The 16,237-nt window shown below is 43.1% G+C and carries 14 protein-coding genes; all 14 read left to right on the forward strand.

Translation table 11 applies throughout. The features are described 5' to 3' along the window. The first annotated feature begins 667 nt into the window (after positions 1 to 667). The 14 genes from argC to hemW all read left to right on the forward strand — a co-directional run bounded on the left by argC (position 668) and on the right by hemW (position 16,155). Positions 668 to 1,708: an N-acetyl-gamma-glutamyl-phosphate reductase gene (argC, locus tag GT508_RS13800; RefSeq protein WP_117598616.1), complete on the forward strand. Its 1,041-nt coding sequence runs from the start codon at positions 668 to 670 to the stop codon at positions 1,706 to 1,708. Between the two features lie 40 nt (positions 1,709 to 1,748). Beyond that, a complete protein-coding gene (locus tag GT508_RS13805; protein WP_028088320.1) occupies positions 1,749 to 2,195 on the forward strand; it encodes a GNAT family N-acetyltransferase in 447 nt (148 codons plus the stop codon). A 51-nt stretch (positions 2,196 to 2,246) separates the two neighbouring features. Continuing rightward, the gene (argJ, locus tag GT508_RS13810; RefSeq protein WP_028088319.1) at positions 2,247 to 3,470 is read left to right on the forward strand and encodes a bifunctional glutamate N-acetyltransferase/amino-acid acetyltransferase ArgJ; all 1,224 of its coding nucleotides are present in this window, start codon (positions 2,247 to 2,249) and stop codon (positions 3,468 to 3,470) included. Positions 3,471 to 3,481: 11 nt separating this feature from the next. Continuing rightward, positions 3,482 to 4,381 carry an acetylglutamate kinase gene (gene argB, locus GT508_RS13815; RefSeq protein WP_118310231.1) on the forward strand — a complete coding sequence of 300 codons (900 nt, stop codon included), beginning with the start codon at positions 3,482 to 3,484 and terminating at the stop codon, positions 4,379 to 4,381. Positions 4,382 to 4,384: 3 nt separating this feature from the next. Beyond that, complete coding sequence (locus GT508_RS13820; RefSeq protein WP_118224880.1) at positions 4,385 to 5,560, forward strand: aspartate aminotransferase family protein; 1,176 nt, start codon at positions 4,385 to 4,387, stop codon at positions 5,558 to 5,560. 68 nt (positions 5,561 to 5,628) lie between these two features. Continuing rightward, positions 5,629 to 6,060, forward strand: a complete 432-nt coding sequence (locus tag GT508_RS13825; RefSeq protein WP_055284024.1) for a DMT family transporter — start codon at positions 5,629 to 5,631, stop codon at positions 6,058 to 6,060. A 64-nt stretch (positions 6,061 to 6,124) separates the two neighbouring features. Continuing rightward, a complete protein-coding gene (locus tag GT508_RS13830) occupies positions 6,125 to 6,835 on the forward strand; it encodes a helix-hairpin-helix domain-containing protein (RefSeq protein ID WP_243144132.1) in 711 nt (236 codons plus the stop codon). Between the two features lie 14 nt (positions 6,836 to 6,849). After that, positions 6,850 to 7,539 (forward strand): response regulator transcription factor, encoded by a 690-nt coding sequence (locus GT508_RS13835; protein WP_161144473.1) that lies wholly within the window; start codon positions 6,850 to 6,852, stop codon positions 7,537 to 7,539. Continuing rightward, the gene (locus tag GT508_RS13840; protein WP_161144474.1) at positions 7,496 to 8,968 is read left to right on the forward strand and encodes a sensor histidine kinase; all 1,473 of its coding nucleotides are present in this window, start codon (positions 7,496 to 7,498) and stop codon (positions 8,966 to 8,968) included. The genes GT508_RS13835 and GT508_RS13840 overlap by 44 nt, the downstream gene beginning before the upstream one ends. A 16-nt stretch (positions 8,969 to 8,984) precedes the next feature. Beyond that, complete coding sequence (locus GT508_RS13845; protein ID WP_243144133.1) at positions 8,985 to 9,905, forward strand: GerMN domain-containing protein; 921 nt, start codon at positions 8,985 to 8,987, stop codon at positions 9,903 to 9,905. A gap of 3 nt (positions 9,906 to 9,908) precedes the next feature. Next, positions 9,909 to 12,155, forward strand: a complete 2,247-nt coding sequence (locus GT508_RS13850; protein WP_161144475.1) for a DNA internalization-related competence protein ComEC/Rec2 — start codon at positions 9,909 to 9,911, stop codon at positions 12,153 to 12,155. Between the two features lie 57 nt (positions 12,156 to 12,212). Next, entirely contained in the window at positions 12,213 to 13,193 is a 981-nt protein-coding gene (gene holA / locus GT508_RS13855) for a DNA polymerase III subunit delta (RefSeq protein ID WP_028088310.1), read from the forward strand. Positions 13,194 to 13,234: 41 nt separating this feature from the next. Next, entirely contained in the window at positions 13,235 to 15,049 is a 1,815-nt protein-coding gene (gene lepA / locus GT508_RS13860) for a translation elongation factor 4 (protein WP_055284033.1), read from the forward strand. After that, positions 15,049 to 16,155: a radical SAM family heme chaperone HemW gene (hemW, locus tag GT508_RS13865; protein ID WP_161144476.1), complete on the forward strand. Its 1,107-nt coding sequence runs from the start codon at positions 15,049 to 15,051 to the stop codon at positions 16,153 to 16,155. Before lepA ends, hemW begins: the two co-directional genes overlap by 1 nt. Positions 16,156 to 16,237: the final 82 nt, after the last annotated feature.

The following is a 16,237-nucleotide window of genomic DNA, read 5'->3' on the forward strand; positions in this document are numbered from 1 at the left end:
CCACATTCACCAGAACCACTTTATACTGTTTTCTTCAAGTCGTGACTGGCTGCGGATGTTAAGAAATGAAATACCCGAAACTATAACCTGGTGTAGTCCACTACGGTACACAATCTTGTCAAAAGCCTTGAAAATCCACTAATGACAGCTGATTACTGTAACCTTTCGCTGCCACAACGGTTACGTATTTGTCATTTCATTCGTAAGGCATTTGATACACACGGAATAAAACTTGGAAAGGCGTTCCAGTGAATGTGAAAGAGGCGTTGGTAATTCTTAAGGGGTAAAATTCTGCGTTAGGTTTTCAAAATTTGATTGTCTGAGGCGTATGCCGAGTTTCAAATTTTGAAAGCCTGTTTTTAGCAGAATTTTGCCCCTTTAGAATTGACCCGCCAATGGAACCTGAGCAGGAACGCCTTTCCAAGCTTTATTCCGGTTCGGGTATCCACAGCCTTCCTGAATTAAATCCCAATACAATTTGAAGAAAAAGCTTGCATAATATGCAATGTGGATGTATAATTATGCAAGTTCATGATTTACAACACAAAAGTAAATATATGGATTTTTGAAAAACAATCCCATCCAACTAGACAATCACAGGAATTTGGGGTACTATAAAACGAACAATAATTTATAAAAATTCAATATCGGAAAGGGTGTTATATAGATGATTAAAGTTGGAATTATTGGAGCGACCGGATATGCCGGAGGAGAACTGGTAAGAATCCTTACCGGACACAAGGACGCAGAGATCGTATGGTACGGCTCCAGAAGTTATATAGATAAAAAATACGCAGATGTATATCAGAATATGTTCCAGATCGTGGATGCAACATGTCTGGATGATAATATGGAAGAACTTGCAAAACAGGCAGATGTAATCTTCACAGCAACGCCGCAAGGCTTCTGTGCATCGATGATGAATGATAAGATTTTAAGTGAGACAAAGATCATCGACTTGAGTGCAGACTATCGTATCAAAGATGTAGCTACATATGAAAAGTGGTATGGAATCGAGCATAAGAGTCCACAATATATTGAAGAAGCAGTGTACGGGCTTTGTGAGATCAACAGAGAAGATGTAAAGAATGCAAGACTGGTAGCCAATCCGGGATGCTATACAACATGTTCCATCCTGACCGCATATCCACTGGCAAAAGAAGGAATCATTGATATGAATACCCTGATCGTGGATGCAAAATCGGGAACATCCGGAGCAGGACGTGGTGCAAAAGTACCGAACCTTTTCTGTGAAGTGAATGAGAATATGAAAGCGTACGGTGTCGCAAGCCACAGACACACACCGGAGATTGAGGAGCAGCTCGGATATGCATCCGGAGAGAAAGTGCTGATCAACTTCACACCACATCTGGTTCCGATGAACAGAGGAATCCTGGCAACGGAATATGCAACACTCAAAAAAGATGTAACATACGAAGAAGTGAAAGCAATCTATGATAAATATTATAAAGATGAGAAATTTGTCCGTGTTCTTGAAAAAGATGTTTGTCCGGAGACAAAATGGGTAGAAGGAAGTAACTATGTGGACATCAACTTCAAGATCGATTCAAGAACGAACCGCATCATCATGATGGGAGCAATCGACAACCTGGTAAAAGGCGCGGCAGGACAGGCAGTACAGAACATGAACCTGATGTTCGGACTTCCGGAGACAGAAGGACTGGAACTGGTACCGATGTTCCCGTAGATTTACCGGAAAATACAGACAGAGGAGAAAAATAATACATATGAATATAAGAGTAATGACAATTGAAGATTTCGACCAGGTGCACGCACTGTGGATGAGCATCAAAGGATTCGGAATACGAAGTGTGGATGATTCAAAAGAAGGAATAGAACGTTTCTTAAAAAGAAATCCAACAACAAGCGTAGTTGCCGAAGAAGATGGGAAGATCGTCGGAGCGATTCTCTGCGGGCATGATGGAAGACGGGGCTGTCTGTATCATGTGTGTGTAGATGTGAATCACAGAATGAGAGGCATTGGAAAAGCCATGGTAGTATTTACGATGGAGGCACTGAAAAAAGAAGGCATCAACAAAGTATCCCTGATCGCATTCACACAGAACGATATCGGCAATGCATTCTGGAACGAAATAGGATGGACAAAGAGGGAAGATCTGAATTATTACGATTTTACACTGAATGAAGCAAATATCACGGCGTTTATCCAGTAAAGGAATTTATCAAAACATAAGAAAAGAGAATTAAGAAAGGTGGAAGAACAGATGAAACAGGTAAAAGGCGGAGTGACCGCAGCAAAAGGATTTGAAGCAGCAAGTACAGCAGCAGGAATCAAGTATAAAGACAGAACAGATATGGCACTGGTATACAGCCAGGTTCCATGCGTGGCAGCAGGAACATTTACAACAAATGTCGTAAAAGCGGCACCGGTAAAATGGGATCAGCAGGTCGTAAAGAGTGGTGCAAAAGCACAGGCGGTAGTTGTGAACTCAGGAATCGCCAATGCCTGCACCGGAGCAGAGGGATTTGGATATTGTAAAGATACTGCAGATGCAGCAGCCAAAGCACTGAATATTTCTGCAGATGGTGTCCTCATCGGTTCAACCGGAGTGATCGGAAAGCAGATTCCGATCGACAAACTGACAGCCGGAATCAAAGTACTGGCAGGTAAGAAGAATGATACACTGGAAAACGGTACAGAAGCAGCCAAAGCAATTATGACAACCGATACATTTCCAAAGGAACTGGCCGTTGCAATTGAAGTTGGCGGAAAGACTGTTACGATCGGTGGTATGGCAAAAGGATCTGGAATGATCCATCCGAATATGTGCACGATGCTTGCATTTATTACAACAGATGCTGTGATCACAAAGGATGCACTTCAGAAAGCATTAAGTGAAGATGTCGGAGATACTTACAACATGATCTCTGTAGATGGAGATACTTCTACGAACGACTCAGTTGTATTACTGGCAAATGGTATGGCAGAGAATCCGGAGATTACATATGGAACAGAAGATTATAAGAATTTTGCAGAAGCATTGCATACGATAAATGAATATCTTGCAAAGAAAATCGCCGGAGACGGAGAAGGTGCAACTGCATTATTCGAAGTGAAAGCGGTCGGATGCGAGAGTGTAGAGCAGGCTAAGACACTTGCAAAATCAATCGTATGTTCCAATCTTACAAAGACAGCAATCGCAGGACATGATGCAAACTGGGGAAGAATCCTCTGTGCAATGGGATATTCCGGAGCGCAGTTCGATCCTGAAAAGGTTGACCTGTTTTTCGAAAGCAAAGCAGGAAAAATCCAGATCATTGAAAATGGTACAGCTGTAGATTACAGTGAGGCAGAGGCAACAAAGATCCTGTCTGAGACTGAAGTTACAGCAATTGCAGATGTGAAGATGGGTGACAAGACAGCAACTGCATGGGGATGTGACCTGACTCACGGATATATCGAGATCAATGCAGATTACAGAAGTTAGGAGATTGAAAGATGGAAAAAGCAATGCAGAAATATCTGGACAAAGCAGAAGTACTGATTGAAGCTCTTCCGTATATCCAGAGATTCAACCGTAAGATTATTGTAGTAAAATATGGCGGAAGCGCTATGGTAGACGAAGAACTGAAAGCAAGAGTCATTCAGGATGTTACGCTGCTGAAATTAGTCGGTTTCAAACCAATCATTGTTCACGGCGGTGGAAAAGAAATCAGCAAATGGGTAGGAAAAGTCGGCATGGAACCACAGTTTATCAATGGGCTGCGGGTGACAGATGCAGAGACGATGGAACTTGCAGAGATGGTACTTGGGAAAGTGAATAAAAGCCTTGTTCAGCTGGTGGAGCAGCTCGGTGTAAGAGCCATTGGTATCAGTGGAAAAGATGGAGGACTTCTGAAAGTAGACAAGAAGCTGGCAGACGGTGAGGATATCGGATTTGTCGGAGATGTCAAAGAAGTGAATGCGGATATCATCTACGATCTTCTGGAGAAAGATTTCCTCCCGATTATCGCACCGATTGGCCTGGACGATGACTATAATACGTATAATATCAATGCGGATGATGCTGCATGTGCGATAGCAAAAGCAATCAATGCAGAGAAGCTTGCATTCCTGACAGATATTGAAGGAGTATACAAAGATCCAAAGGATCCGTCCACATTGATTTCTGAACTGAATATATCAGACGGAAAGAAACTGATGGAAGAAGGCTATATCGGTGGAGGTATGTTGCCGAAGATACAGAACTGTATCGATGCGATTGAGAACGGAGTATCAAGAGTACATATCCTGGATGGAAGAATTCCGCATTGTCTGCTTCTTGAAATCTTTACAAATAAAGGTATCGGAACTGCAATTAAAAATGATATAGAAGAACGATATTATTACGGAGAATAAGTTATGAATGAATATATGAAAGAGACAAACGAAGCGCTGTTACATACGTATAATCAGTTTCCGGTCGTATTAGAGCGTGGAGAAGGTGCTTATCTATATGATACAGAAGGAAAAAAATATCTGGACTTTGCGGCCGGATATGCAGTGTCTTCGCTGGGATATGCTGATAAAGAATTGAATGATGCGTTAAAGGAACAGATCGATAAGATTTTTCATACTTCTAATCTGTACTATAATACGGCTTGCGGAAAGGCAGCAGAAGATCTGAAACGTATTACAGGAATGGACCGTATCTTCTTCACCAACAGTGGAGGGGAAGCGGTAGAAGGAACTTTAAAAGCAGCAAGAAAATATGCATACAAAAAAGGAACAGGACGGTATGAATTCATTGCGATGAAGGAATCTTTCCATGGAAGAAGTTTTGGAGCCGTATCTGTGACAGGACATGATGCGTATCGTGAACCATTCGAACCGCTTGTTCCGGGGGTATCATTTGCACAATACAATGATCTGGACAGTGTGAAAGCACTGGTGACAGATAAGACTTGTGCGATCATTCTGGAACCGTTACAGGGTGAGGGTGGAATCAATGCAGCCACAGAGGAATTCATGAAAGGAATACGTAAACTCTGTGACGAAGAAGGAATCCTTATGATTTGTGATGAAGTACAGTGCGGTATGGGAAGAACAGGCGCTATGTTTGCATGGCAGGCTTATGACATCAAACCGGATATCATGTCTATGGCAAAAGCTATCGGAAGTGGAATTCCGGTCGGTGCATTTGCAATGACAGAGGAAGTTGCAAAATATTCACTGGAGCCTGGGGATCACGGTACAACTTACGGGGGAAATCCACTGGCTTGTACGGCAGTAAGTAAGACTATTGAGATATTTGAAAAGAAGCATCTGGTAGAACATGTGCAGAAAGTCGGCGCATATCTGACAAAAAAACTGGAAGAACTTGTGGAAGAATATGATACTGTAAAAGCGGTCAAAGGAAAAGGTCTGATGCAGGGAATTCAGGTGACAAAACCTATATCTGAGATTACAGGAGCAGCTTTGAAAGAGGGGCTGCTGATTATCGGTGCCGGAAGCGATGTGATCCGTTTTGTACCACCGCTTATTATTGAGCTTGAACAGGTGGATGAGATGATCCGGATATTAAAGAAAGCATTGTAAAAAGTAAAGAAATGGAATATAAAAGCCGGTCATGGGACATATTATCTGCATAGGCAGGAGGTATGAAGATGACTGGTTTTTTGATTGCGCTTTTGTCGGGAGCGCTTATGAGTGTACAGGGAGTATTTAATACGCAGGTAACAAAGACAACCGGAATGTGGGTGAGTAACGGCTGGGTGCAGTTCAGTGCATTCCTGCTATGTGCCGTTGCATGGCTTATCGCCGGAAGAGATTCTGTTGGCGCATTGTGGAAAGTGGAACCCAGATATGTATTACTTGGAGGCGTGATCGGTGCAGGGATCACATGGACTGTGATCAAGAGTATGGCGTCGCTGGGACCGGCGAAAGCAGCACTTCTGATCGTGATATCGCAATTGATCGTAGCATATGTGATCGAACTTCTCGGGTTGTTTGGAGTAGACAAAGAACCGCTGGAAATACGCAAAATTATTGGTATGTCCATTGCCCTGATTGGTGTTGCAATTTTTCAATGGAAATAGTACAATTAATTCACTAGGCATATGCGGGGATTTACAGTTTCCGACAGACTGTAAAGGAGAAGTTATGCGTAGAAAAAAACGACAAAACAAAATAACAGAAAAAAGAAACATACAGAAAGAAATATGCCGGATACCACTGCTTTTTCTGGTAGTGTTAAGTGTCATGTGTACAGGTAGCCTGACTGGCTGCAGAGCCGGAAATCCACAAGGACAGACGGAACTGGTTCCGTTGAATAGAAATGATACGGATTCAGACAAACCAGACATCGCTGTTAATTCCGGACAGAAAGAACAACAGACAGACCGGGAAAAACTGCAGATTTGTTATGTGCATGTATGCGGTGCGGTAAACCAGCCCGGAGTATACGAACTGACAGCAGACAGCCGTTTGTTTGAAGCCATTCAGATGGCGGGCGGACTGACGGAAGAGGCGGCAGATCAGACACTCAATCAGGCAGAAGTAATCGAAGATGGTTCCAAAATATACGTTCCGACGAAAGAAGAAGTAAAAGCCGGTATGGATAATGGCGGTACTTTGGTGCAGAATGAGGACAATGCAGAAAAAGCCGGAAGTACATCGGATGGAAAGATTGATATCAATACGGCGGCAAAAAACGAATTGATGACACTTTCAGGAATCGGCGAAGCGAAGGCAGATGCGATCGTACGTTACCGGGAAGAACATGGAGCATTTCAGAAGATTGAAGATCTGATGGAAGTAGAAGGGATTAAAGAAGGTGTATTTCAAAAAGTAAAAGATCAAATTAAGATTTGATAAGGAGTAGGAACATGGGCAAACGCATATTGGTTGTGGATGACGAAAAACTGATAGTAAAAGGGATCCGGTTTAGTCTGGAACAGGATGGATACAGTGTGGACTGCGCATATGATGGGGAAGAGGCACTGAAACTGGCAAAAGAGAATGCATACGATATGATTCTGCTGGATGTTATGCTTCCAAAACATGATGGTTTTGAAGTGTGTCAGCAGATCAGGGAATATTCAGATGTTCCGATCATCATGCTTACGGCTAAGGGTGATGATATGGATAAAATTCTGGGACTGGAATACGGTGCAGATGACTACATAACAAAGCCATTTAATATTCTGGAAGTTAAAGCAAGGATTAAAGCAATCATACGCCGGATCAGTAAGCGTGATAAAAATCAGAAGGATGATAAAGTAATCATCAAAGGTGAGATGCAGATCGACTGTGAAAGCAGACGTGTGATCATCGGTGGGAAAGAGATTAATCTGACCGCCAAAGAGTTCGATCTTCTGGAATTGCTTGCTATGAATCCAGGTAAGGTATACAGCAGAGAGAACCTTCTGAATATTGTATGGGGATATGAATATCCGGGTGATGCGAGAACTGTAGATGTACATATCCGCAGACTTCGTGAGAAGATAGAGACAAATCCAAGCGATCCAAAATATGTATATACGAAATGGGGAGTTGGTTATTATTTCAGGGGTTAAAAAATATCTAAAAAAGAATATATTCAGGAGCATGAAATTCAGGATCATTATGCTGGTAGCACTGGCAGGAATCGTTCCGGTTCTGATCATGCGGGGTGTGTTCCTGAGCAGTTATGAAAAATGCGCAGTGAGGGTACGTACTGCGGAGATACAGAATCAATGTACCATTCTCAGTAACCAGTTGAGCAGTTCGGGATATCTCACAGGAGATATATCAGAAGTGATGCGGACGGAACTGGTCCAGTTATCGAATATCTATAGCGGCCGTGTGATGGTGATAGATGGAGCATTTAAGATCCAGGAAGATACTTATGATATGGACAAGGGCAAGACCATCGTATCCGGCAATGTAATCCGTTGTTTCCAAGACAAAGGAACCAGTGAGTATAACAGAAAAAACAGATATATAGAAGTGACCGCACCAATCATAGGAAAAGATGATGCAGTTGTAGGTGTGCTGCTGGTAAGTGCACCTACAGATTCAGTGCTGGACAGTCTGGAAATATTAAGAAACAAGGCAGATGTAGTGGCACTTGCGACGATTCTGGTTATAATGATGATTGCAGTTCTGGCGGGGATAGCGATGCTGAAACCATTCAGACGTATTACAGAGTCGATCTCAGCGGTAACAGAAGGATATGATGATAACTACCTGCATGAGAACACATATACCGAAACGATAGAATTGTCAGAGGCATTTAATAAGATGTCGGGACGTATGAAGACGCTGGACGATTCGAAAAATGAATTTGTATCAAATGTATCACATGAATTGAAGACACCTTTGACATCCATGAAGGTTCTGGCGGATTCGCTGCTTCTGCAGGAGGATGCGCCGGTAGAACTTTATAAAGAATTTATGGGAGACATGTCAGAAGAGATCGAACGTGAGAATAAGATCATTAATGATCTGTTATCGCTGGTGAAGATGGACAAAACAGCGAATAACGCCAATACCATGAACATAAAATCCGAAAATATGAATGAGCTGGTAGAAAAAATCTTAAAGAGACTGCGTCCGATCGCAGCAACAAGAAATATTGAACTGGTTTACGAAAGTATTCGTCCGGTCACAGCTGAAGTCGACGAGATGAAGATTTCGCTTGCAATTTCAAATTTGGTAGAAAATGCAATCAAATATAATAAGGACAATGGCTGGGTTCATGTGACTTTGAATGCGGATCATAAGAACTGTTATATTGAAGTGGCAGATTCAGGGATCGGTATTCCGGCAGAGGCGCAGGAACATATATTTGAAAGATTCTATCGTGTGGATAAGTCACATTCCAGGGAAATCGGCGGGACAGGGCTTGGACTTGCAATCGCACGAAGTGCAGTGGTTATGCATCGCGGGGCGATCAAAGTATTCAGTCAGCCATCTGAGGGAACAACATTTACAGTCAGAATTCCGTTAAACTATGTGTCTTAGGTAGAAGGAGAATGCGATGATAAAGAAAAAGAGTTACTGGATCCTGATGCTTACTGCCATCTGTATTCTGGCGGTGACGGGATGCAAAAAAGAAGGAAAAACAGCAGACTTCCATATCTATTATACAGATTCCGAGGGTGTGTCGCTGGTTGAAAAAGGCATAAAGCCAGAGGGCAAAACACAGAAAGAACAGATTGATGAAATCCTGGATAAGATACAGAAGAATACGGATGACATTGATTACCGCAGTCCTTTTGTAAAAGAGGTGAAGGTGAAAGAATGGTCAGTGAAGGATGGAAAACTTATAGTAGATTTTAACAGGAATTACCAGAAACTGAGTGCGACGGAAGAGATTCTGCTGCGCGCTGCGGTTGTTCAGTCTGTCGGACAGATTTCTGGAGTGGATGCTGTGTTATTCACGATCGACGGAGAATCATTGCAAGATATGAATGGACAGGTGGTTGGTTATATGCAGCCATCGGATTTTGTGAAAAATACAGGTGTGAGTCTCCATTCCTATCAGAAAGAGACATTTTTGTTGTATTATGGTAATAAGCAGGGAGACCGTCTGGTAAAAGAAAAGGTCAGTATCCGGTATAACAGCAGCATATTAAGAGAAAAAGTGCTGGTAGAACAGCTGATCAAGGGCCCTTCATCGGACAACGAGACGGCAGTAATCCCGGCAGAGACAAAGGTGCTGAGTGTATCTGTAAAGGATCATATCTGTTATGTGAACCTGGATAAGGGGTTCCTGGACACAACGAATGTGATGAATCCGGAACTTCCGGTCTATGCGATCGTGAATACAATTATAGAAGGAAGCTCGATCGGCAGGGTACAGATCCTGATCGATGGAAAAACAAATGTAAATTATATGGGGAAGATAAGTCTGGAAAAGCCGCTTTCCCGAAACCTGAATATTGTGGAAGGGGAGTAGTGCGTGAGGAACAGGCCGCTTCTTAGTGTCTGTCTGATCATTCTGTGTGTTCTGGCTTCCTGTACGCTGGTGGGAAAGGAACGGTTTATAAAAGAACTTCGCCCATCGCCGCTTGAAATCTGCACCACGGAAGATGAATCTGTCATCGTCTGTGGTGTGATTTACAGGCAGGAGCAAAAAGAAAATGGTCAGATAATTTATCTGAAACATAATTCTGTTTATTCTATTTCTAACAAACAAAAATTTCAAGAGTCAAAGCTAATCGTTTATATCAATTCCAAAGAAAAACTACATATAGGAAACAGGATAAAAGTCCGGGGGACAGTATCGTTTTATGAAAATGCAAGAAACCCGGGTAATTTTGATCAGAAGTTTTATTATCAGAAACAGGGAATCCATGGGAAAATCTACGGCAGTCAGATGCAGATCACCGATAAAAGTGTGGACGTTTTCCGGGAAAAGCTGGCAGTGTTCCGTGCCGGGTGGAAGGAACTGCTGGTGCGGGAAATGGGTGAACGGGAAGGGGGAGTCCTTGCTGCGATACTTCTTGGGGAAAAGAGTGATATGGATCCGGAGATGAAGGAACTTTACCAGGTGAATGGGATTGGGCATATTCTGGCTATATCAGGATTGCATCTGTCGTTTGCCGGACTGGGTGCCTACCGTTTATTCCGGCGGTTGACAGGTTCGTACAAAGCAGGAGGACTGGCAGGAGGAATGCTGTTATTTCTGTATGTTTCAATGATCGGGATGACAGTCTCGGTACTAAGGGCATGGGTAATGTTCCTGTTTCGGGTCGGTGCGGATGTTACAGGGAGAAAATACGATATGCCGACGGCACTTTCTGTAGCAGCAGTAATCGCAGTCGGAAGTAATCCGCTGTATCTTTATGATGGCGGTTTTTTGCTTTCATTTGGTGCATTACTTGCGATCTGCACAGTGATACCATTGGTGAAGGAAGAATCACAGCAGCCGGTAATGGTACGTATATTGGGGCCGGGAATTGCCATGAATTGTGTGTTGTGGCCGGTGATTCTGTATTTCTTTTTCGAAGTGCCGTTATATAGTGTGATGCTGAATCTTCTGGTGATACCGTTGATGCCGGTAATATTATCCTGCGGGATGGCCGGCTCACTTGTGCGGATGGCAGGGGGAACATATGGAACATGGATATTGATGGTGTGCAGCCGGATATTAAAACTCTATGACGGATGTTGTGTGTTGCTCCTGAAATTTCCTGTGGCAAGATGGATAGCAGGAAGACCGGAAAAATGGCGGTGCATAGTCTATTATCTTATGTTGTCAGGAATCATTCTGATATGGAAATATATGGACAGACAGCCGGTAAAAATCAGAAAAAAGTACATGGCTAGTCTGGCACTTTATATTACTGCATGGCTGATACTGATATCAGGACCGCTGCTAAGAAGAGGAATGGAGGTGACAATGCTGGATATCGGGCAGGGGGACTGTATCTGTGTGCAGGGACCAAAGCATCAGAATTATCTGATCGATGGTGGCAGCAGTGATGTGAAAGAGATTGGAAAATACCGAATAGAACCATTTCTAAAATCCCGGGGCATTGCACAACTTGATTATGTCTTTCTGTCTCATGGAGATATGGATCATATGAATGGAATAGAAGAACTTCTGATGCGTCAGGATGTGGGAGTGCGCATCCGGAATCTTGTGGTGCCGGGAAAACAGTACTGGGATGAAAGGATTCTTAAAATTATAACAATGGCAAAAATGTATGGCACAGATGTGAAGGAAATGGAATACGGAACGGAACTGAAAGAAGGTGAAATGAAGTTTACTTGTCTGGGCCCGGGAGGGAATACGGATAATAAGAGTCATAATGTGACGACTGGAAACGAATCCTCCATGATCCTGCATCTGGAATACGGTGAATTTGATATGTTGTTTACCGGAGATGTAGAAAAAGAAGGGGAAGAGAGGCTGACGGAGGTCCTGGATGTGATACAGGAAGAAAAGAAGATTACATGGGAAATACTAAAGACAGCGCATCATGGTTCGAAGAATTCTACAACGGAGACATTCCTTCAGACAGTTTATCCGCAGTATGCATGGATATCAGCAGGGAGAAAGAACCGTTACGGACATCCACATGATCTGACGCTGAAAAGACTTGAAAAATCGGGTGCAAAGATATATTCTACACAGGATAACGGAGCGGTTGCCGTGACGGTCAGGAAAAAAACTATGTGGATTCACGGTGGAAACAGTTGAACTTAAAGTCGGAATTCAGTATACTTTTAAGAGGTGAAAGAAGATGGGAGAGAACCGATGAAAACTTTAAATGAAGACATAAAAACAGGAAATTTTAAGCCGGTATATCTCCTGTACGGAGAAGAGGCTTACCTGAAAAAGCAATACAGAGACCGGATCACGAAAGCAATATTTCCGGACGGGGATACGGTGAATTATGCATATTATGAAGGAAAAGGAATCAATCCGGGAGAACTTATCGATCTTGCAGAGACAATGCCGTTTTTTGCCGACAGGCGTCTGATCGTAATCGAAAATTCCGGATTCTTCAAAAATGCGTCACCGGAGCTTGCAGATTATATCAAAACAATGCCGGATACCGCCTGCTTTTTATTTGTGGAAAATGAAGCAGACAAGCGTGGAAAGATGTATAAGGCTGTCAAGAGTAAAGGACGCGTGGTAGAGATGGCACGTCAGGATGAGAAGACACTTTTATACTGGGTTGCAGGGAATGTAAAAAAAGAAGGATATAAGATCAAAGAACAGACGGCCAGGTATCTGTTGTCTACCACAGGGACAGATATGGAAAATCTGGAAAAAGAACTGGAAAAGCTGTTCTGTTACTGTATGGGAAAGGAAGAGATTGAAGTCCGGGATATCGAAGCAATCTGTACGACACAGATTACAAATAAAATCTTTGAGATGGTAGAAGCAGTGGCGGTACGGAATCAGAAGAAAGCGCTGGATTATTATTATGACCTGCTGGCATTAAAGGAGCCGCCAATGCGCATATTATATTTGTTGACAAGGCAGTTTAAATTACTTCTGGAAGTCAAAGATCTGGCAGGAAAGCGTTATGACAAGGCTGCGATTGCAAAGACAGTCGGACTGCATCCGTTTGTTGCAGGAAAATATATGCAGCAATGCCGGACATTCGAAAAGAAAGAACTGAGAAGTATTTTGGAAGATGCAGTAGATACGGAAGAACTGGTCAAGACCGGCCGCTTAAATGATGTGATGAGCGTGGAACTTTTCATTGTAAAATACAGTGCTGCATGATAGAATTGATAAGATAAACGTGTAATAAGGAGAAGATATTAGTGTCAGGAATAGATCAGAGTAAAATTCGAAATTTTTGTATTATAGCACACATCGACCATGGTAAATCGACGCTGGCGGACCGTATCATTGAGATGACCGGTCTTCTCACCAGCCGTGAGATGCAGTCGCAGGTGTTGGACAATATGGAACTGGAAAGAGAACGTGGAATTACGATTAAAGCCCAGACAGTCAGAACGGTATACAAAGCAAAAGATGGGGAAGAATATATTTTCAACCTGATTGATACACCGGGACATGTCGACTTTAATTATGAAGTATCCAGAAGTCTGGCAGCGTGTGACGGGGCAATTCTGGTGGTAGATGCTGCACAGGGAGTGGAAGCACAGACGCTTGCCAATGTATATCTCGCACTGGATCATGACCTGGATGTGGTTCCGGTACTGAATAAGATAGATCTTCCAAGTGCAGATCCGCAGCGTGTGATCGAAGAGATTGAGGATGTGATCGGAATTGAAGCAGAGGATGCACCTCAGATTTCAGCAAAGACCGGACTGAATGTAGATCAGGTGCTGGAAGAGATAGTGGCGAAAGTGCCTGCACCGACAGGAGATCCAAAAGCACCGCTTCAGGCTTTGATCTTTGATTCCCTGTATGATGCGTATAAAGGAGTTATTGTATTTTGCAGGATCAAAGAGGGAACCGTGAAAAAGGGAACACCGATCCTTATGATGGCAACAGGAGCGAAGGCAGAAGTTGTGGAAGTCGGTTATTTTGGAGCCGGACAGTTTATTCCGTGTGAGGAACTGAGTGCCGGAATGGTTGGATATATCACGGCCAGCCTTAAGAATGTCAAAGATACCCGTGTGGGTGATACGGTGACCGATGCAGGAAGACCATGTGCAGAACCACTTCCGGGTTATAAAAAAGTCAATCCGATGGTATATTGTGGATTGTATCCGGCAGACGGGGCAAAATACCCGGATCTGAGGGATGCATTGGAGAAATTGCAGTTAAATGATGCGTCACTTCAGTTTGAACCTGAGACGTCAATTGCGCTGGGATTTGGATTCCGTTGTGGATTCCTTGGACTTCTGCATTTGGAAATCATTCAGGAACGTTTGGAAAGAGAGTATAATCTGGATCTGGTAACAACTGCCCCGGGGGTTATCTACAAAGTACACAAGACAAATGGAGATGTAATAGAACTTACGAACCCATCGAATCTTCCGGATCCTTCTGAGATTGAATATATGGAAGAACCGATGGTCAAGGCAGAGATCATGGTGACATCAGAGTTTATTGGTGCGATCATGGATCTGTGTCAGGAACGTCGTGGTGTGTATGAGGGGATGGAATACATCGAGGAGACTCGTGCAGTATTGCATTATCAGCTTCCGCTTAATGAGATTATCTATGATTTCTTTGATGCGTTGAAATCAAGATCCAGAGGTTATGCGTCGTTTGATTATGAGATGGCGGGATATGTGAAGTCTGAACTGGTAAAACTGGATATACTGATCAACAAGGAAGAAGTCGATGCACTGTCATTTATCATTCATGCAGATACGGCTTATGAACGCGGAAGAAAAATGTGCGAGAAGCTAAAAGAAGAGATTCCGAGACAGTTGTTTGAGATTCCGATCCAGGCGGCAATCGGCAGCAAGATTATTGCACGTGAGACGGTCCGCGCGATGCGCAAAGACGTGCTCGCAAAATGTTACGGAGGAGATATCAGCCGTAAGAGAAAGCTTCTGGAAAAACAGAAAGAAGGGAAAAAACGTATGCGGCAGGTGGGCAGCGTAGAGATCCCTCAGAAAGCATTTATGAGTGTATTGAAGCTGGACGATAAATAATGAGACCATTAGAATTATATATCCACATACCATTTTGTGTAAAAAAATGCAGATACTGTGACTTTCTGTCTGCGCCGGCAACACCTGAGGCGAGACAGGAGTATGTCATGGGATTGTGTCAGAAGATACGTTCGTATTATGATCTTGGAGGGCTGTACCATGTGAGCAGTATATTTATCGGAGGAGGTACGCCGTCCATCCTTGAGGCACAGCAGATGAGGAGTATCTTCGATGCGATCCGTTCCACGTTCCCGGTTGACTCGGATGCGGAGATCACAGTAGAAGTGAATCCGGGAACGGTAGACAAGTTAAAATTGATGGCTTATCATAATATCGGAATCAATCGTCTGAGTATTGGGTTACAGTCAACGGATGATCAGGAATTGAAGATGCTTGGAAGGATTCATACATATCAGGATTTCCTGGATACATATTTCCTGGCAAGAGAAGCAGGATTTCGGAATATCAATGTGGACTTGATGTCCGGAATCCCGTTTCAGACACTGGGAGGATGGGAAGATACGATCAAAAGAGTTGCAGAACTTGCGCCGGAACATATCTCGGCATACAGTCTGATTATCGAAGAGGGAACACCATTTTATGAAAAATACGGGGAAGGTGAACGTGCGGAGGCCAGAAGAAGAAGGGAACTTCCGGATGAAGATACAGAAAGACTGATGTATCAGTTTACTAAAAATATCCTGCAGAATTATGGGTATCACAGATATGAGATATCAAATTATGCAAAAGAAGGATACGAATGCCGGCATAATCTCGGCTACTGGAACCGTACGGAATATCTGGGGATCGGAACCGGGGCAGCGTCCCTGATCAACAACCAGCGCTTCGTAGAAGGTGGTGAAATTGAAGTTCTTACTCTGCAAAACCAGATGGAAGAATATATGTTCCTGGGACTTAGACGGATAAAAGGAATATCCAAAGCAGACTTCCGCCGGACATTTGGCAGAAGTGTTGAAAATGTATATGGAAAAGTATTGATCCATATGTATCAGAAACAGTTGCTGGAAGATACAGGAGACAACATTCGCCTTACGGAAAAAGGGATAGATGTGAGTAATTATGTCATGAGTGAGTTTCTATTTTAAATTTAATTGGGATTTAATTCAGGAAGGCTGTGGATACCCGAACCGGAATAAAGCTTGAAAAGGCGTTCCTGCTCAGGTTCCA

The organism is Dorea sp. BIOML-A1, from assembly GCF_009875615.1.
Lineage (GTDB): Bacteria > Bacillota > Clostridia > Lachnospirales > Lachnospiraceae > Dorea_A > Dorea_A amylophila.